The organism is Aquabacterium sp. (assembly GCF_016195855.1).
Lineage (GTDB): Bacteria > Pseudomonadota > Gammaproteobacteria > Burkholderiales > Burkholderiaceae_C > Aquabacterium.
This window is the reverse complement of the sequence record NZ_JACPYU010000025.1, coordinates 142,037-160,565: the sequence shown is the minus strand read 5'-3', so window position 1 is coordinate 160,565 and position 18,529 is coordinate 142,037. Positions and strand designations below refer to the sequence as shown.

Annotated in this window: 14 protein-coding genes; 7 read left to right on the top strand and 7 right to left on the bottom strand. The window is 65.1% G+C overall.

The features are described 5' to 3' along the window. Window positions 1–43 precede the first annotated feature (43 nt). A complete protein-coding gene (gene tssH, locus HY019_RS20255) occupies window positions 44–2,833 on the top strand; it encodes a type VI secretion system ATPase TssH (RefSeq protein WP_290695672.1) in 2,790 nt (929 codons plus the stop codon). Continuing rightward, window positions 2,833–3,189: a hypothetical protein gene (locus HY019_RS20250; protein ID WP_290695671.1), complete on the top strand. Its 357-nt coding sequence runs from the start codon at window positions 2,833–2,835 to the stop codon at window positions 3,187–3,189. The genes tssH and HY019_RS20250 overlap by 1 nt, the downstream gene beginning before the upstream one ends. Window positions 3,190–3,217: 28 nt before the next feature. Here HY019_RS20250 and HY019_RS20245 read toward each other — a convergent pair whose 3' ends face one another. Next, window positions 3,218–3,388 carry an oxidoreductase-like domain-containing protein gene (locus tag HY019_RS20245; RefSeq protein ID WP_290695711.1) on the bottom strand — a complete coding sequence of 57 codons (171 nt, stop codon included), beginning with the start codon at window positions 3,386–3,388 and terminating at the stop codon, window positions 3,218–3,220. A gap of 122 nt (window positions 3,389–3,510) precedes the next feature. On the opposite strand from HY019_RS20245, the gene HY019_RS20240 reads away from it, so the two are divergent. Further along, window positions 3,511–4,299, top strand: coding sequence for a hypothetical protein (locus HY019_RS20240; protein WP_290695670.1), 789 nt, complete (start codon window positions 3,511–3,513; stop codon window positions 4,297–4,299). A gap of 16 nt (window positions 4,300–4,315) precedes the next feature. Next, complete coding sequence (locus HY019_RS20235; protein ID WP_290695669.1) at window positions 4,316–5,056, top strand: hypothetical protein; 741 nt, start codon at window positions 4,316–4,318, stop codon at window positions 5,054–5,056. Between the two features lie 8 nt (window positions 5,057–5,064). On the opposite strand, the gene HY019_RS20230 is transcribed toward HY019_RS20235, so the two are convergent. Then, on the bottom strand, window positions 5,065–6,939 hold the full coding sequence (locus HY019_RS20230) for a thiamine pyrophosphate-binding protein (protein ID WP_290695667.1): 1,875 nt from the start codon (window positions 6,937–6,939) through the stop codon (window positions 5,065–5,067). 169 nt (window positions 6,940–7,108) lie between these two features. On the opposite strand from HY019_RS20230, the gene HY019_RS20225 reads away from it, so the two are divergent. After that, window positions 7,109–8,692 (top strand): FAD-dependent oxidoreductase, encoded by a 1,584-nt coding sequence (locus tag HY019_RS20225; protein WP_290695665.1) that lies wholly within the window; start codon window positions 7,109–7,111, stop codon window positions 8,690–8,692. On the opposite strand, the gene HY019_RS20220 is transcribed toward HY019_RS20225, so the two are convergent. From HY019_RS20220 to HY019_RS20210, 3 genes are all read right to left on the bottom strand, one after another. Continuing rightward, on the bottom strand, window positions 8,672–9,652 hold the full coding sequence (locus tag HY019_RS20220) for a hypothetical protein (protein ID WP_290695664.1): 981 nt from the start codon (window positions 9,650–9,652) through the stop codon (window positions 8,672–8,674). The two genes, HY019_RS20225 and HY019_RS20220, sit on opposite strands and share 21 nt — an antisense overlap. Before the next feature lie 83 nt (window positions 9,653–9,735). Next, complete coding sequence (locus tag HY019_RS20215; protein ID WP_290695663.1) at window positions 9,736–11,499, bottom strand: thiamine pyrophosphate-binding protein; 1,764 nt, start codon at window positions 11,497–11,499, stop codon at window positions 9,736–9,738. A 26-nt stretch (window positions 11,500–11,525) separates the two neighbouring features. Next, window positions 11,526–13,142: an FAD-binding dehydrogenase gene (locus HY019_RS20210; protein WP_290695661.1), complete on the bottom strand. Its 1,617-nt coding sequence runs from the start codon at window positions 13,140–13,142 to the stop codon at window positions 11,526–11,528. Window positions 13,143–13,499: 357 nt separating this feature from the next. Between HY019_RS20210 and HY019_RS20205 the strand changes: the two genes are divergently transcribed. Together HY019_RS20205 and HY019_RS20200 are read left to right on the top strand one after the other, a co-directional pair. Further along, window positions 13,500–14,762 carry a diguanylate cyclase gene (locus tag HY019_RS20205; RefSeq protein ID WP_290695659.1) on the top strand — a complete coding sequence of 421 codons (1,263 nt, stop codon included), beginning with the start codon at window positions 13,500–13,502 and terminating at the stop codon, window positions 14,760–14,762. After that, the gene (locus HY019_RS20200) at window positions 14,762–16,006 is read left to right on the top strand and encodes a GGDEF domain-containing protein (RefSeq protein ID WP_290695657.1); all 1,245 of its coding nucleotides are present in this window, start codon (window positions 14,762–14,764) and stop codon (window positions 16,004–16,006) included. Before HY019_RS20205 ends, HY019_RS20200 begins: the two co-directional genes overlap by 1 nt. On the opposite strand, the gene HY019_RS20195 is transcribed toward HY019_RS20200, so the two are convergent. Together HY019_RS20195 and HY019_RS20190 are read right to left on the bottom strand one after the other, a co-directional pair. Next, window positions 15,987–17,864 carry a diguanylate cyclase gene (locus HY019_RS20195; protein WP_290695655.1) on the bottom strand — a complete coding sequence of 626 codons (1,878 nt, stop codon included), beginning with the start codon at window positions 17,862–17,864 and terminating at the stop codon, window positions 15,987–15,989. The two genes, HY019_RS20200 and HY019_RS20195, sit on opposite strands and share 20 nt — an antisense overlap. A 38-nt stretch (window positions 17,865–17,902) precedes the next feature. Further along, a complete protein-coding gene (locus HY019_RS20190; protein WP_290695653.1) occupies window positions 17,903–18,463 on the bottom strand; it encodes a PadR family transcriptional regulator in 561 nt (186 codons plus the stop codon). Window positions 18,464–18,529: the final 66 nt, after the last annotated feature.

Sequence of the window (18,529 nt, the reverse complement as noted above, 5' to 3'; positions counted from 1 at the left end):
TTCTCTTTCTCATTCCAACAATATTCAAGAAGCTGTCATCACCATGAGCCAGAACCTCAAGACCCTGATCTCCAAGCTCAACGACACCACGCGCCACGCCGCCGAGCGCGCTGCCAGCCTGTGCATGGCGCGCGGTCACTATGAGGTGGACCTGGAGCATCTGATGCTGGCCTTGCTGGAGCAGCCCCAGAGTGACCTGAGCGTGCTGTGTCAGCGCGCCGGGGTGTCGAGCACCGCGTTGCAGCGGGATCTGGAAGCCGAGCTGAGCCGCTTCAAGACGGGCAACAGCCGCACGCCGGTGTTTTCCAGCCACCTGCCGGTGCTGCTGGAGCATGCCTGGCTGATTGCGTCGCTGGAGTCGCACACGGCACGCATCCGTGGTGCCCACTTGCTGCTGGCCATGTTGACAGAGCCGAGCCTGAGCCAGCTGGCTCTGCGCTCGTCCAAGCTGTTTACGCGTTTCAACCTCGATGAGCTCAAGCACAAGATGGCCGAGGTGACGCGTGGGTCGCAGGAGGCCGCGCAAGCCTTGCGTGATGCTGATGCCCCGGTCGATGGCGAGGCCGGTCAGGCCGACGAGGCCGCCGCGAGCGAAGCCTTGAGCGGCAAGACGCCCGCGCTGGACCAGTTCACCACCAACCTCACCCAACGCGCCAGGGACGGCAAGGTGGACCCGGTGATCGGCCGTGACACCGAGATCCGCCAGGCCATCGACATCCTGATGCGCCGCCGCCAGAACAACCCGATCCTGACGGGCGAAGCCGGTGTGGGCAAGACAGCGGTGGTGGAAGGGCTGGCACTGCGTGTGGCCCTGGGCGATGTGCCCACGCCGCTGCAAGGTGTGGCCATCCACGTGCTGGACATGGGCCTGCTGCAGGCGGGCGCCTCGGTCAAGGGCGAGTTCGAGAACCGCCTCAAGAACGTGATTGACGAGGTCAAGAAGAGCCCGCACCCCATCATCCTGTTCATTGACGAGGCCCACACCATGATTGGTGCGGGTGGCCAGGCTGGCCAGAATGACGCGGCCAACCTGCTCAAGCCGGCGTTGGCGCGTGGTGAGCTGCGCACGATCGCGGCCACGACCTGGGGCGAGTACAAAAAGTACTTCGAGAAGGACGCGGCCCTGGCTCGCCGTTTCCAGGTCATCAAGGTGGAGGAGCCCTCCGAAGAGCTGGCCTGCGCGATGCTGCGCGGCATGGCGCCCTTGATGGAAAAGCACTTTGGCGTGCGCCTGTTTGACGAGGCCATTGCCGAGGCCGTGCGTTTGTCTGCGCGCTATATCAGCGGGCGCCAGTTGCCCGACAAGGCCATCAGCGTGCTGGACACGGCTTGCGCCAAGGTGGCGCTGGGCCAAAGCGCCACGCCGGCCCGCATCGAGGATGCCCGCAAGCGCCTGGAGCGGCTGGATGCCGAGGCGGCTGCGCTGCAGCGCGAAGCCGCCGCGGGTGCGCGCCACGGTGATCGCCTGGACGCCTTGAAGGCCGAGCGTGATGGCATTGTCACCAGCCTCAAGGCCGATGAAGAACGCTGGACCTTCGAGCAGCAACTGGTCAATGACATCCGTGAACTGCGCACGAAGCTGGAGCAGCAGGCGGGCGGCCTGTCCAGCGCAGAGGTGGGTGTGCCGGGAGACGGTGAGGCTCTTGAGCCGGCCAAGGCCAGCGCGGGTAGCAAGGCCAAGGGCAAGAAGGCCGCGGTCAGCCATGCCAGCCCCGATCACGAACTGCTGGCCATGAAACAGGCCGAACTGGCCGCCTTGCAAGGCGAGGCCCCGCTGGTGCCCATGCAGGTGGACGGCCACGTGGTGGCCGAGATCGTGGCGGCCTGGACGGGCATCCCGCTGGGCAAGATGGTCAAGGACGAGATCAAGACGGTGCGCAATCTGCAGGCCACCTTGCAGGAGCGCGTGATCGGCCAGGACCATGCCCTGGCCGCGATTGCCCAGCGCGTGCGCACGGCGCGCGCCGGCCTGGAGGACCCCAACAAGCCCAAGGGCGTGTTCCTGTTCGTGGGCCCATCGGGTGTCGGCAAGACCGAGACCGCGCTGGCGCTGGCCGACATCCTCTATGGCGGTGAGCGCAACCTGATCACCATCAACATGAGCGAGTACCAGGAGGCGCACAGCGTCAGCGGCCTCAAGGGCTCGCCCCCTGGTTATGTGGGCTACGGCGAAGGCGGTGTGCTGACCGAGGCCGTGCGCCGCAAGCCCTACAGCGTGGTGTTGCTCGATGAGGTCGAGAAGGCCCACCCCGATGTGCTGGAGATGTTCTTCCAGGTCTTCGACAAGGGCCTGATGGACGATGCCGAAGGCCGCGAAATCGACTTCCGCAACACGGTGATCATCCTGACCTCCAACGCGGGCTCGCAGGGCATCATGCAGGCCTGCTTCAAGCACGATGAAGCCGCGGGTGGCACGGTGATGAAGTCGCAAGACGAATTGCCTCAGGCCGATGAGTTGGCCGAGCTGCTGCGCCCGACCTTGTACAAGACCTTCAAGCCCGCCTTCATCGGGCGGACCAAGGTGGTGCCTTACTACCCGCTGAGCGACGATGTGCTGGTCAGTGTGATCAAGCTCAAGCTGGACCGTATTGCTGCGCGTGTGCAGGCGAACCACCAGGCGGTGCTGGACTACGACGACGCCCTGATCGAAACCGTGCTGGCCCGTTGCACAGAGGTGGACACCGGCGCGCGTGCCGTGGACCACATCCTCAACGGCAGCCTGCTGCCCGAGGTGGCCGACAGCGTGCTGGCCCGCATGGCCGAAGGTCAGGCCATCAGCAAGATCAAGGTCAGTGCCGGCAAGAACGGCGAGTTCAAGTTCAAGGTGAGCTGATGAACCAGGCAAACGAGCAGGATCTGTCACCGGACGCAGCGCATGCACTGATCATGGCTCGCGATCAGCGCCCCTATCCAGGCGACTTCCAATTGCGTGTGGCGGTGCTGGCGCGGCCATCTCCAGGCGATGTGGTTCGCTTGTTGGACAAAGCCGCGCACGTCGGGACCACGGGTTGCATGGGGCAGTCTGGCGCACGGCTTGCCCTGCAGCAGATGGCCCGCCAGAGCTGGTCGTTGGATGCGCCCGGTGGCGCCAAGGGGGGATGCTTTGAAATCCGTTTGCCGCTGGCGTCCGGGCTGAGAACGGTGACGGTGCGACGCTTGCCTGAGCCTGTGATCGTCGCGGTGCGTTGAGCTCTTCGGCCCCGCCGTGGGCACCCTGTCAATCCGACAGGATCAAGAGGGCTTCGTCGCGCCAGTACTGGGCCGCGGCGTAAAAGCCTTCCCAGACGCAGCCGTTGCAGCCGCGTCCACAGCAACTGGTGGGTTCGGGGGGCGGTTGTCGCAAGGTCACCCCTTGGTTGCTGGCGCGGGCTTGCAATGTGTCGAACATGGCGCGCACGGCGTTGAGGTCGGTCAAGGGGAAGTCCATCTGGGGCAGGGCGGGGCGTGCGAGGCTCGTGGCGTCTTGCAAACCCTAGATTTTAGCCAGGCCGGCCGTGGCATAGTGCCCGGGTGAACCAAGCCACCCCTGACTCTCTTGTTGACGCGCCCGCCTCCGGCCCCATGCTGGCTGTGTATGGCAGAACGGTGACGTGGAAGCACCTCATCGTTACCTCGGTGCTGCTGCTGATCCTGATGGGCATCGGCGCGGTGTTCGTGACCTGGTGGATCTGGCAGAACATGGCGGCCCAGGTGGTGCTCAAGGAGCAGCAGGCCGACATCGTCTTGCCCAAGGAGCTGGCGGTCAAGGCGTCGGTCAATCAGCAGGTGCGCATCCAGGTGGACCAGGTCTTGCCGGTGCGTGTGCCCATTCACCAGGACCTGTCCATCCCGCTCAAGGAGGCCATTCCCATCAATGTCAGCATCGACACGATGGTGCCGATCAGCATCGATGTGCCGATCAAGCATGTGGTCAAGGTGGACCAGATCGTGGAGCTGGACACCCAGGTCAAGACCCGCATCCTGGGCATCCCGCTGACCGTGCCCATCCAGGGGCGAATCCCCGTCAAGGTCGATGTGCCGGTGGACCTGGTCATCCCGGTACGCAAGAACCTGCCTGTGGCCATCGTGGCGCCGGCCACGGTGCGCCTCACCGAGCCTTTGCGCACCACCATTGACACCGTGATCGAGGCCAAGATCCCGGTACACGAGTCCTTGTCCTTGCCGTTGACCTCACCGGTCAGTGCCAACCTGACCTTCCCGCAGCAGCGGGTGCGTGCCGGCCTGGAGTTGCTGGACCTGACCGTGCCCTTTGAATCGGTGACCCTGGCGCCGCGCGCCCGGGCGGTCGCCGCGCATTGAGTACCAGCAGCATCCCATGGTGGCCGCTTCCGCAGATCCCTCCACATTGATCACCGCCCGGGGCTGGAATCGGCCCGTCAGGCCGGTGGCCCTGCTCGTGGTGGGCAGCACCGTCCTGCTTGTCTGGCTGATGCTGACGGCGCTGGCCGTCTGGTATTTCTATGCGTTCTGGGAAGCGCGGATGACCATGTACAACCAGTCGGTGCGGCTGCGCTTGCCGGCTGGCATGGTGTCGGTGGCCGAGGTGACGTCGCCCTTGCGCACGCGGCTGGACATGAGGCCCCTGGTGCGCATGCCCATCAAACAGGTCATTCCCGCGCAGATATCCGATCACCTGCAGGCGCACGTGCAGATGCAGACCATGCTACCAGTGGACACCAGCGTCGCGGTGGACCAGGTGGTGCCGGTCAAGACGACGCTGAGCATGAAGGTGTCCTTGTGGTCGTGGTTGCCGAGCATCCCGGTGACCTTGCCGATCACCCTGGACATGCCTTTGCACATGACGGTGCCGATCAAGGCCGACCTGCCAGTCAACCTCGACCTGGAGGTCAGCGGTGAGCTGCCCCCCGTGATCAACATCCCGATTGACGCGACCTTCGCGCTGAGGCCGCGCATCAAGGGTGCCATCGAGGCGCGGATGGTCAGCCAGACGGCGTTCAGCCTGGTGGCGCCTGTGGAACCCTTCCCCATGACCATCGAACGCACGGACCTGCGGGTGCCTTTCCAGCTGACCTTCCTCAAGCAGCGCAACCGCTGAGGCCAGGCTCAAGGCTTGCCGCTGCCTGAACCTGTGCTTGTGCCTGCGCTTGCGCCGCCACAGCATTGGGCCGGGGTCAAGGTAGGCCAGCCGTAGGGCGGGGCCACCTGGGTGTTGATGCGCACGGCGATGACCTGCGGGCGGCGGTGCTTGTCCGCATCCTCCAGCGCATGCTGGAGCGCATCGCGGAAGGCTTGTGTGCCTTGCTCGGGCGTCACCGTCACGGCGTGCGCGCCCAGGCCTTGCGCAAACAGCGCCAGGTCCGGGCGGCCGAGCTGGTAGTAGTCATCCCATTGAGCGGCCGGGGGCAGCAGTTGCGCCATGCCCTGGCTGACCATGGCCAGGTCGTTGTCGTCCAGCACGATCCAGATGGCGCCCACGCGGTGCTGGGCCGCTGTGGAGATCTCGGCACCGTGCATCATGAAAGCGCCATCACCGACCACGGCCAGGCAAGGTAGATCCGGGGCGGCCATCTTGCCACCCACCACCGCGCCCACCGCGAAGCCCATGGGGCCCATGGACAAGGCGCTGTGATAACGAACGGGCGGGTTGATGACCAGGTTGTTGAGTGACCAGCCCACGCAGTTGCCCGCGTCGATGAAGATGTGGCCCTTGTGCACCAGCTCGTCGATGACCCGCATCATGGCGGCCGGATGAACGGGCGCGGCCTCGCTGTCACGGCCGGCAGGGTCGGACCAGGGCGTGCGGCTCAGTTTGATCTGCTGGATCAGTGCCTTGCGCGCATCGACCTTGGCCTGATCAGGCTGCAGGTGGTGGGCCTTCTCGCACATCACATCGAGTGTGGTGCCGATCTCGGCCACGATGCCGCGGGTGATGGGGAAGTCCCGGCCGATCACGGCGGCGCTGAGGTCGACCTGGATGAAGTGCTCGGTGGGCTCCAGCGCAGGGCTGTAGAGCGCAGACGCCGTGACCGAGGTGGACAGCTCGCCCAGGCTGGAGCCCAGCACCAGCAGGGTGTCGAACTGGTCGGCCTTGTTGGCGGGGTGCATGTAGAGGCTGGGCCAGGCACTGCCGCAGATGCCGTAGTTGCGCAGCGAGAGCGCATGGCCTTCAGGGAAGATGCCCTTGGCGTCGGGCGTGGTCATCACGGCGATGCCGAAGCGGTCGACGAATGCGGTGAAGGCTTTCAGGCGCTCAGGGCAGGCCAGGGCGTCGCGGCTGCCGTTGCCCAGGAAGATCAGCGGGCGCTTGGCGTGCACGAGGTCATGCAGGGTGTCACCCACGGCTTGGGAATCGGTGCAGGCGGTGCCAGGGCGGTAGGTCGAGGGCCGGACCGAGGCGGGGTAGCTGGGCACGCATTCGCCGGCGATGTCGTTGGGCAGGCTGATGTGCACGGCCTGCTTGGGCAGCGACAGGGCATTGCGCAGCGCCTGCTGAAACAGGGTCTGGAAGTTGGCAGGGCTGGAGATGATGGCGCTGGAGGCCAGCGCGTTCTGGAAGATGTTGTGCACGTCCAGCTTGGCGTCCGTGCCTTCTTGCAGGTAGCCCTTGCCGTAATAGGCTTCGGGCACTTCGCCGGTGATGACGAGCACAGGCGAGTTGCTGGCCTGCGCGTTCATGGCGCCGGTCAGGGCATTGGTGGCACCGGGGCCCGATGTGGTCAGCACCACGCCCAGGCCGCCTTTGACGCGGGCATACCCGTCTGCAATATAGGCCGCACCAGTTTCGTGCCTACAAATCACATATTCGATTTGATGTGATTTCTTCTTTAGTTCATTCATCAACCAGACGGCCGCGCCGCCCGGAATACCAAATACCTTGTCGACCCCTTCTGCGCGCAGATAGTCCAGGAGCAATTGGGCGACGGTGCCGCAGGGGGCGGGCACAGGAGAGGGCACAGCGGCGGAGACGGGAGATGACATGGTCAATGGCTTCCTGAGTGAAGGTTTGGATGGCCGCTGGGATAGGGCCAATCAAATAGGGCCGATCAAATAACGTCGATCAAATAGGCCAGACATGGTCTGTACATCGTCAGATTGAGTCAGACCATGAGTGTCAAAAATGTGCCCTCCACAACCACAGGGTTAAATCGTGAAAACAGATACTTTGAGCCCCGTTCTTGATATCGCCATCGTTGGCGCAGGCGTGTCAGGTCTCTACAGCGGATGGCGGTGGTTGACCAGCCCACAAGGCAAGGGTGCGCGCGTCGAGGCGTTTGAACTCAGCCACCGCGTGGGTGGGCGCCTGATGTCGGCGCAGCCTCCGGGCATGCCCGAGGGCCGGGTTGAGCTGGGCGGCATGCGTTTCACGACGGGGCAGACCCAGGTCGCCGCGCTGGTGTCTTACCTGCAACTGGCCACCGAGCCCTTTGTGGTGGCGCAGGACCAGAACATGGCCTACCTGCGCGGGCGCCATCTGCGCACCAAGGACCTGTCCGACCCGGCCAAGGTGCCTTATGACATCCCGAAATCGGACTACGAGGGCTTCAAGAAGGGCTTCACGGCCCTGGCAGCCGAGCGCTACCTGCAAGAGGTGTTGCACAAAAAGCATGTGGACCTCAAGACGGTGGATTGGGACCAGGTGGCCCAGACCGGTCGTTATGAAGGCCACCGCGTGATCGACCTGACCATGCGCTACATCTACAGCCGCTCGGTCAGCCACGAGTCCTTCCAGTTTGCCGAAGACACCAGCGGCTACGACAGCATCTTCTTCACCTGGAATGCCGCCGATGGTTTCCCCTGGAACCTGGGCGACTATGGCGCGAGCATCGAATACAAGCGCCTGAAGGACGGCTACGAGATGCTGCCCAAGACCTTGCACCAGCGCTTCGAGTCGGTGGGGGGCAAGGTGCACTTCGAGCACCGCCTGGTGCGCTTCGACACGGTCAAGCTGGACGATGGCAGTGAAGGCGTCGAGCTGCACATCGAGCATGCAGGCCATCACAAGGTGGTGCGTGCGCGCAAGCTGATCCTGGCCATGCCGCGCCGCTCGCTGGAGCTGATCGAGCAAACGGGTTCGGTGTTGGGGCGCGAGCAGCACGAGGTGCACAAGCTGATCGAGTCGGTGGCGCCGATCCCGCTGTTCAAGCTGGCGCTGTGTTACCGCACGCGCTGGTGGGAGGCACTGGGCATCACGCAGGGGCAATCGGTGACCGACCTGCCGATCCGCCAGTGCTACTACTGGCCTGTGGGCGATGACACCAAGGCTGGCGCCATCCTGATCTACAACGATGGGCTGGACCTGGAGTACTGGGCGGGCTTGCGCAATGACCCCCATCACTTCCCCAATGAGGATGGCACGGACAGCAACAACCCGTCTGTGGAGTGGAAAGAGAACCCCGCACCCAGGCTGATGGTGCAAGAGGCGCATCGCCAGTTGCTGGAGATGCACGGCCTGGAAGACACGCCCGAGCGCCGGCCCTATGCCGCGGCTTACCGTGATTGGGGCGATGACCCGTTTGGTGGTGGCGCCAATTTCTGGCCGCAGTATGTGGACAGCCAGGATGTGGGCAAGCGCATCGTGCAGCCTAAAAAGGGCAAGCCGGTGTTCATCTGTGGCGAGGCCTATTCCCACGCCCAGGGCTGGGTGGAAGGCGCCCTTGCCACGGCCGAGGACATGCTGCAGAACCACCTGGGCCTGCAGCCGCCACCTTATTCAGCCACGCTCAAGCAGTAAGGCCGTCGCGTGCATTTCCATGCCGATGCCCAGCAGGACAAGGTGCCTGGTGTGGATCTCGGCATGGCACTTGGCCAGGTTGACGGGGACGGATGAAGACACCATGTCGCCGAACTCCTCCAGCGTGCTGATGTAGTGCCTGGGCTGGATGGCCTCGTTCCAGGCGTCCTGGACCATCTTGGAGGTCTGGTGGGTGATCAAGGTGATGTCCTGGCCGGTCAGGCCATGGCGTGACAGCAGACGATGAACCAGCGGGCCCGGGGCTTTGAGGCCAAATGCCTTGAACGCTTCCTGGCCCGTCTTGTCGTCCAGCTTCATCAAGGGCTTGGTGAAGGTGTCCGGCGTGACGGGGCGGGGCGCCATGCGGAAGGCGCCGTACCAGTGGCTTTGCGTGTCGTTGTCCCAGTCGATCAGGCGGAAGTGTTGGGTGTCGTGCGTGCGCCCTACCAGGGCCGCGCCTGCACCGTCAGATGCGGCCAGGGACACGGGCTCGTGGTAGTCCACGAAGTGGGTCCAGTTGTTGCCACAGGCCACCAGCACATGCCTGGCGGTGCCGCAGCGCACCAGGTCGGTGGCCAGGCGCAAGCCATCCTGGAAGGTGGAGTAGTCGCTGTTGATGGGCAGGATGCGGCATGAGGCCGGCAGGCCCAGCTTGTGGTGCACCACGGCCAGGTCATTGGGCGCCACATAGCTGCTGACCGAGCCAGCGCCGATGATCATGTCCACGTGCTCGGGCTTGAGGCGGGCCTGGTGCAGCGCGTGCTCGCATGCCGTGGTCATGATGTCGATGACGCCGTCGGCCGTGGGCAGCACGCGCCGGTACTTCAGGCCATTGAACAGGTCGGAGCCAGAGGGCGAGTGCTGCTTGAGCCAGTCGAAGATGGGCGCGTCGTTACCCCGGATGATGTCTGGCACGGCATAGCCTTGCCCCAGGATGGCGACGTGTTGATCTGAGCCCATGGGCCACCTCCAGTAAAATGAATTGCTCTGGAGGTGTTTGTCGGCCGTTTGGCTGCAGACTGAAGCGCCCGCCTGGCCTGGCCTTACTGCGGCGTGGCCACGCGGCGCCAGGCGGCCCGCCCGATCATGCGCAGCTTGTTGCCCAGGTCCATGCGCATCAGGTTGGTGCGCAGGATGCCTTTGGTGAAGCGGGTCTGCTTGCTGTAGTCGATCATGACGTCGACGATCACGGGCTGGCCCTGGGCGGACAAGGTCTGGGCCTGGCCGATGACGGCGGCGATGTCGCTGTCGCCGGCCATGCGCAGGTAGTGGGCCCCGACCGCATCGGCGATGCCCTTGAAGCGCACCTCGGGCAGCACGGTGCAGGCCTTGCGGTTGAAGGGCAGCTTCTGGGCTTGGGAGATCTGCGACAGCTCGCCATCGTTGAACACATAGCAGACCACGCCCAGCTTGTGCTCGGTGGCGGTGAGCAGCTCCAGCCCGGTCATCAGGAAGGCGCCATCACCGACGATGCCCACGACCTGCTGGTCCGGGTGGGTTAGCTTGATGCCCACGGCGGCGGGCACGCAGTAACCCATGCAGTTGAAGTCGGTGGGGGTGATGAGGTGGCGGCTGCCGCGGGTCTCGAACAGCTCGGCCACGAGGAAGGTGTGGTTGCCATCGTCGGTGACCAGGTAGGCATCGTCGGGCAGCTTGCTGCGCAGGGCCTGGAAAAAGCGTTGGGGGTTGACGCGGCCCTGGCTGTCATGGCGTTGCCATTCGGCGATGTAGGCCTGCTTGTCGCGGGCGATCTGCTGGCGCACGGCTTGACCGCGGGCCTGAGTTTGTGCGGCATCACCGGGCAGGGACTTGAGCTCGTCGATCAGGCCGCGGACCACGGCAGCGGCATCACCCTCGATGCACAGCCTGGCTTCGTAGTTGGCGTTGAACACGGCCGGGTTGATGTCGACATGGATCAGGTCCCAGGTGGGCTTGATGCCGTAGCTGCCGGTGGCGATCTCGCCAAAGCGCGTGCCGATGGCCAGCAGCACATCGCAGTCTGCAAAGGCGTTTTCGGCGGCTGGCACGGCCGCGGGGCCCATGCTCATGCCGGCATGCAGGGGGTGTTGGGCCGGGAAGGCGCTCAGGCCTTGCAAGGTGGTGCTGACGGGGGCTTGCAGCAGCTCGGCCAGCTCCTGGGTCAAGGCGCTGCCATGCACGCCGCCCCAGCCCAGGAACAGGCCGGGCTTGCGGGCTTGCTTCAACAGTTGCGCGGCTTGCTTCACGGTGGCGCGCGTGCCTTCGTCGAGCATGGGCTGCGGTGGGGCCGGGCGCACGAAGGTGGGCAACTCGTCCACCTCGCCGGGGAAGAGCTGTACGTTGACCGGGATCTCGATGAACACAGGGCCTGGCTCGCCCGCGTTGGCCAGCCGCCAGGCCTCGTAGAAGGTGGGCACGATCTGTTTGTGCTCGGTGATGCGCCAGGCGCCCTTGGTGAAGGGCTTGACCAGTTCCAGTTGGTCCAGCTCATGGAGCTGGTAGCTGTAGCCCGTGTCGGTGCGGGTGCCGCCCGAGATCACCAGCAGGGGGATGCCGTCCAGAAAGGCTTCGCCGATGCCGGCCATGGCCAGGGCGGTGCCGGCTGCGGGCACGATCAGCAAGGCGCCGTTGAAGTCGTTGGTGCGGCTGACCGCATCGGCCATGAAAGCGCCGCAACCCTCGTGGTTGACGCGGATGGGTGTGACCACCGAAGAGCTGGCGAGCTGGTCGTAGATCTCGGTGTTGTGTACACCGGGGATACCGAAGGTGTGGCGGATGCCCAGCTGCTCCAGGGCGTGGCGGACGAGTTCGGCGCCGGTTTTTTTCATGCTTGTCTCCATTGTGGTCAGGGCGTTCAGGCTTGGCCCAGGATGTGGCGTGTGGCGGCGTGGGCCGTGAGGATGCAGCCCGAGAGGAAGGTGCCTTCCAGCGACTTGCGGCCGTTGGAGCCCCCGCCACCAAAGCCGGCCGCTTCGCCCACCGCGTAGAGGCCGGCGATGGCGTGGCCTTGCGTGTCCAGCACGCGGCTTTGCAGATCGGTCTGGATGCCGCCGGTGGACTTGCGGGTCAGCAGCTGGCAGCGGATGGCGATCAGCGGGCCGGCCGATGGGTCGAGGATGGCCTGGTAGTCGCAGGTGCGGAAGCGATCACCTGGCCAGCGGCGCATGTGGTCGATGCGGCGCAGCTGGTCGTCGTTGTGCAGGCGGGGGCCGCGGCGGATCTGGTCGTCATAGGGGCGGATTTGCTGCAGCAGGGTGTCGGCGCTGATGCGGCCATCGCCCGTCACCTGGTTCATGCGGCGGGCCAGGTCGGTGAGGTTGCTGGCTTGCACGAAGTCCGGGCATTGCGCGAGCAGCTCGTCAACGAGTTCCGGGTTGCCCCGCCACATCTGCAGCAGCAAGGCCAGCGGGCGCCGGTCGCGGATGTGCTGGTTGTGTTCGGCGCCTGATGCGGCCAGTTCCTTTTCGGCAATGCGTCGGTTGAGCACTTGCCAGGTCCAGGGCCATTGTGAGCGCGCGATCTGGGCCACCATCTCGTGCGTGTCAAAGCCGGTCACAAAGGGCACGGGGCCGATGCGGCGCCCGTCCGGGTCCAGCCACAGGGCCGATTTGGCGGGGATCAGGCTCAGGCCATGGCCGGGGAAGTGCGGGCGCGGGTGGCGCACACCGGCGGCGTAGTTCCACATCTGGTCCAGGTGGGTGACGGCGCCGCCTAGGCCTGAGATGGCGTCGTGCATACGCCCGTCGGCATGCGGGTGCGAGCCGTTGAGCAGGGTGCTTGGGGCGCTGCCCCATGACGCAGGCCAATGTTGGCGCACACGCTCCAGATCACCTGTGATGCCGCCGGTGGCCACGACCACGGCGTTGGCATGCAACTCGAAGGGGCGCTCATCGGCCAGGCTCACGCCATGGCAACCTGTGACGCCGGTCGGGCCGCTGAGCAGGCCGTCCACACGGTGTTGCGCCCTGATCGTGAGCCGGTCATGGTGGGGGTGTTGCCGCAAGGCCTGTAGCAAGGTGAGCACCATGTGGCGTGAGGTGCCCCAGATCACGTGGTAGCGGGGCAGGGTATTGCCGCGCGTCATCCAGCCGCGTTCGACCCATTGCACCGCCGGGATGAAGCGGATGCCAAAGCCCTTGAGCCATTCATAGACCTCGGGCACGCAGCGCTGCACATAGTGCTCGGCCCAGCGGCGGGGCCAGTGGTCCTGCGGGCCGAACTCGGCGAAGGCCAGCCAGTCGGCCAGCGCGATCTCGGCGCTGTCCTGGATGCGGTTGAGGCGTTGCAGGGGTGTGTCGACCAGGGCCATCCCGCCAAAGGCATGCAGGCCCAGCCCGCCCAGGTGCGCGGCGTCATCACGGTCGATCAGGATCACGCGGTGGCCCTTGTCCAGCAGGTCGAGCGTGGTGGTCAGGCCGGCCAGTCCGGCGCCGATGACCAGGGTGTGCGCAGTGGTGGAAGAAGAAGTCACGAACGGGGCCAGGGTGTCTCAATGTGGCTTGAGTCTGATCCTGGCGTGAGGGCTTGTCTGTCTGCGAGCCGACACCTGAACCTAACCCGATTTGACGTAGCGCAAGTGAGCGAGATCGGCTTGACGCGAGGCGCTTTTGCGTCTGCGTGGAAACCCGGTGCGTCTGGAAACGTCCCCCCGTGGATGCGGTGGGTGCAGGCCGTGTATTTCGGTCATTTCCTTGAGCAAACCCACCGTGATGGCTCGTAAGCCCTGTGTCCGAAAGGGCGCGCAGGTCGGCAAAATTCGTTCAGGGCATAACCCGCTTTGGTTGCGGGAACGTGATTCGGTCGCGGGATGCTCGACAGGAGTTGCGGTTTGACAAGCGTTGACGTCCTTTCATCTGGTGGCACGGCGCAAAGCACGCCTGACCAGGCTGAACTGGTTGATCGCACGATCGCCAAAGGCTTTGCCTTGCTGATGTTTCCCAAGGAGCTGGAGGCACGCTTTCTGCGCGAAGGCGCGTCCAAGCGCTTCTTGCTGATGGTCATCGCGGGGCTGGCGTCCATCGTGCTGTTTGCAGGGGTCATCATTGCCGACTTCCTGCTGATGCGCAGTGTCGTGCCCTTGGCCTTGTTCATCCGCGGCGTGGTGTACGGGCCGGCCATCATCGTGGGCCTGCTTGTGGTGCGCAGGCTGAACAAGCCTGAACTCAATGAGTGGCTGGTTGCGGCGGCTGGCGTGTGGGCCACGCTGTTGCAGTCGGTGATCATCCTGCAGGGCACGGGGCCCTGGGCCGTGGCCCGCGTGGTCGAGCTCAACATCATCGTGGTCTACACCTGTGCCCTGGCCCGCTTCTGGCCTGCCGTGGCGCTGGCCGCGCTGGTGGCCATGATGCACACCTTCATCGTGATGACCATGCCTGACGGGACCGGGATACTGGCCTCCACGACCACCTTGCTGATGGTGACCAGCATCGCCTTTGTGCTGTATGGCAACTACAAGCTGGAGCACGATGAGCGCATGGCCTTTTTGCTGGATGCGCGCGAGCAGGCGCTGCATGCCGAGCTCACGGCCGCACACGAGCGGCTGACGCACATGGCCACCACCGATGCGCTGACCAATCTGGCCAACCGCCGCTATTTCGAGGGCTTCCTGAGCGAATGCTGGCAAAGGGCCCAGGCGCAGCGGCGTGTGCTCTCGGTGATGGTGCTGGATGTGGATTACTTCAAGCTCTACAACGACCTCTATGGCCACCAGGCCGGCGACCGTTGCCTGGTGGGGGTGGCGCAGGCCTTGACCAGCAGCATCCGCCGCCCGGGGGACCTGGTGGCCCGCTGGGGCGGTGAAGAGTTCGTGATCGTGATGATGGACACCGATGCGGAAGCGGCGGCCGCTGCGGGTGAGCGCATCCGCGAAGCGGTGGCGCAACTGGATCTGGTGCACGAGGGCTCGCGTTGCGCGCCGCGCGTGACGGTCAGTGGGGGCTGTGCCACCGCGCGGCCTGATGCCCACAGCCAGTGGGCGCAACTGGTGCAGATGGCCGACGATGCCCTGTATCGGGCCAAGGCGGGCGGGCGCAACCGCATTGTGGTGACCAGTGATGGCGCGATGCCCAACATGAAAGCCGAGGCCGTCTGATGAGCACGCAACCCTTGCCGCTGGTGTTCGATCTGCGTGCGCTGCTGACCTGGCGGCCTCCTACCTTGCGCTTCGACCCCATCTACGAGGCCCATTTCCAGCACGTGGGCGGGCCGGCGCGGCTGGCGCATTTCGCCAACAGCGGTGCGCTGGCCTTGTTCGTCTACAACCTGTTCCTGCTGGCCGATCGCGTCATGATCCCTGACGTGCTGGAGATGGCCTTTCAGTTGCGCCTGTGTGTGTTCACGCCCTTTGCCTTGTTGCTGCTGCTGCTGGGCTGGCGCTTCAAGCCCTTCTTGCTGCTCTTGCCGGTGAGCCTGGTGGAGGGCACCTTGGCCTTGACCGGGATGGCCGCCGCGCTGAGCCTGGGCTGGCTGTTGAGCCAGTCAACAAGCGACTTTGCCGGCATGTACACGGCGGGCCTGGTGCCCATCATCATCTACGGCAACCTGGTGCAGCGCTTTCGTTTTCGCTTTGCCCTGGCGTTTTCCTTGAGCGTCGTCGGGGTGGCCTTGATCTGCGTGTGGCTGCGTTTCGGCCATGGGCATCCTTATGAGGTGTTCGACATCCCCTTGGCCCTGCTGGTCAGCTTGATTGCCGCCTATACGCTGATCGTGAACTACCGCTTCGAGTTGGAGGAGCGCCGCCGGTTCCAATGGTCGGTGCGCGCGCAGACGCTGCACAAGAAGCTGGCCGATTCACAGTCGCAACTGGAGGCCTTGTCTCGCCTCGACCCCTTGACGGGTGTGCCCAATCGGCGCCATTTCGACGAGTACATCCGCCAGAGCTGGGACGCGGCCTCCAGCCAGGCTGGCAGCGTGGCCTTGTTGCTGATCGATGTGGACCACTTCAAGGCCTTCAATGACCGTTATGGCCACCCCGCCGGAGACCAGTGCCTCAAGCATGTGGCGCAGGTGCTGCAACAGCAGGTGCCGGCAGCGGCGGGCTGTGTGGCCCGTTGGGGCGGGGAAGAGTTCATCGTGGTCTTGCCTGATGCCGATGTGGCGCGGGCCATGAAGGTGGCACAAGGCCTGTGCGAGGCCGTGTCCGGCCTGGGCTTGCGGCATGAGGCGTCGACGACGGCGCCCAGTGTCACCATCAGCGTGGGCGTGGCAGTGACCCGTCCGGCGGCCACGCACGATTCGGTTGACAGCCTGGTGGCAGCCGCCGACGCGGCGCTCTACCGCGCCAAGGAAGGCGGGCGCAACCGGGCCACGGCGGCGCTCAGTCCAGTGTCTGGCTGACGAGCTGGTTGCGGCCGGCCTGCTTGGCCTGGTAGAGCAGGGTGTCGGCCTGGCTGTAGAGCTCGGCCGGGCTGCGTGTGGCGCTCAGGCCCTTCAAGATCACCAGCCCCATGCTGATGCTGACCACACCCACAGGGCTGCCCTCGTGGGTGATCGCCAGCGCATGGATGGCCTCGCGCATCTGCTCGATGAAGCGGCGCACCTTCTCTGGTGGCTCGTTGATGTCCAGCAAGATCGCGAACTCCTCGCCGCCCACGCGGTAGACGTGGTCGCTCGCGCGCTGCAGTTGCTGGCGCAGGATCTGTGCGATTTTTTGCAGCACCTCGTCGCCAGCCGGGTGGCCGTAGCGGTCGTTGTAGAGCTTGAAGTGGTCCACGTCCAGCAGGCACAAGGCCAGGGGCGTGTGATGGCGGCTGTGAAGGGCCACGGCCGCGGCCAGGTCCTTGTTGAACTGGCGGCGGTTGTGGGCCCCGGTGAGCTCGTCGGTGACCGACAGGCTGGCCAGGCGCAGGTTGGCGGCTTCCAGTTCCTGTGTGCGGCTGGACACGAGGGATTCGAGCCGGGTGGTCAAGGCGGTCTGGGCGACGAGGGCCTGGTGCTCGGCGTGCAGCTTCTCGGTCTTGAGCATGTTCATCTGATCGGCCAAGCCGAAGGCCAGGATCAGCGCCTCGGCCGCCGAGCCGATCTGCACCATGTTGTCCGTCAACGCGTTGGCGGGAACGAGACCGAGCACACGCAGGTAATAGATCAGGGCCGCCATGGCCAGCAGGGCAAAGGCGCTTGCGAAATAGCGTGCCGGCCGCGAGCCCTGGTACACCAGCACATGGCCGGCGACGATCAGGCTGATGATCATCCCCAGGGCGATGAGGGTGTTGAGTGCGAAGGTCAGGGCATACAGACCCATGAAGACAGGCAGGATGCCGATGCCGTTGGCGGCGGTGCAGGTGGCCACGATCCGGTGCAGGCGGGGCGACACGCCGTGGCGGGTGTCCATGTAGCGCATCAGGAACAGCCCCAGGGTCAGGTAGACCATGCTGACGATGAAGGGCAAGACCTGGTTGTTGAAGTCGGGCGCGTTGGGCCACCAGTACTGGAAGGCATAGCCTCTGAAGACCAGGCCCCAGGCCAGGAAGCTGCCGATGTAGGCCACGTAAAAGCCGAAGGTGCTCTGGCGCGTCGAGATGAAGAGAAAGACGTTGTAGAGCATCATCGTGCCCAGCACGCCGTAGTACAGGCCAAAGAACAGCGTCTCTGTTTGCGTGTGTTCGGCAAAAGCCTCGGTGGTCCACAAGGTCGGCGTGATGATCTCGTGCAGCCCGTCATGGGCGGCCAGGCGCATCAGCACGGTCAGGGTTTCGCCTGGCGGCAGGATCAGGCGGGTGGCGATGGTGCGCACCGGTTCGCCCCGGCTGGCGAAAGGGCGGCGATCGCCACTGGCCATGTGCAGGCGTTCATGGCCACCTTGGCCCAGCACGTACACGTCGGCCTCGTCCACCAGCGAGCTGCCCAGGTCCAGCACGCGCTCGACCTGCTGCGGGCCGGTGTTGCGCAGGGTGACACGCGTCCACCAGACGGACTTGGAAAAGCCGAAATTGAGCGAGGGCGTGGCGCGAGGCTGCCATGCCCCGCTGGTTTGCGGCAGCGTGGCCGGCGTCCACTGCCCTTGGGGATCTTCAAGGACCTGGGTGTGCGGGCCCAGTTGCGATTCGCTCTGGCTGGCCGATACGGTCACGAGCATGGAAGCGGGCTCGGCGGCCATCAGGCGCCAGGGCAGCATCAACAGCAGGAGCAATGCCGCGGCCCGCGCCAGCAAGGGCCGCAGGCTGAACAGGCATGAACAGGCGCGCAATGGGTGCATGGGGCCAGAGACTGGTCGGGCCCCCCGTTGCACGAGGATCAGCCCGGTGGGTGATCGGCAGGCGCCGTGTCTCTCAGCACCTGCAAGGCTTCCTGGGACCAGTTCAGCCAGCCTTGCTCGTACATGATCCCGGTTTTCAGGATCAGGTGCTGGATGCGTGCTTCACGGGTCAATGTCTTATCGGCAGGAAAATCGCGGGCTTCAATCTGGCGGTAGGCCGCCAGCATGGTGGCATGTTGTGCCATGCGCCGCTCGACTTCCTGCTCCAGCCCCAGCGGGCCGATCACGGCGTCCGCGCGCATGCGCACCATCATCTCGTCGCGCTGGTCCGGCGCGGGGGAGGGCTCGCGCACCCAGCGCTCCAGCTCCTGCCGGCCGGCGTCCAGCACGCGGTAGTTGCGCTTGCGGGTGCGGCCACCATCGGGCGCGGCCTCGGAGGCGATCCAGCCGGCCTTTTCCATGCGGGCCAGCTCGCGGTAGATCTGCTGGTGGGTGGCGCGCCAGAAGAAGCCAATGGACTTGTCGAAGCGGCGGGCGAGGTCATAGCCCGAGGACGACTTTTCCAGCAGGGACGTCATCAGGGCGTGGGATAAAGACATGCGCCGAGTCTAAGGGGTGGCATTCAACTATGCAACCAGTTGCATAAACGGCAAACTTCTCCTAAT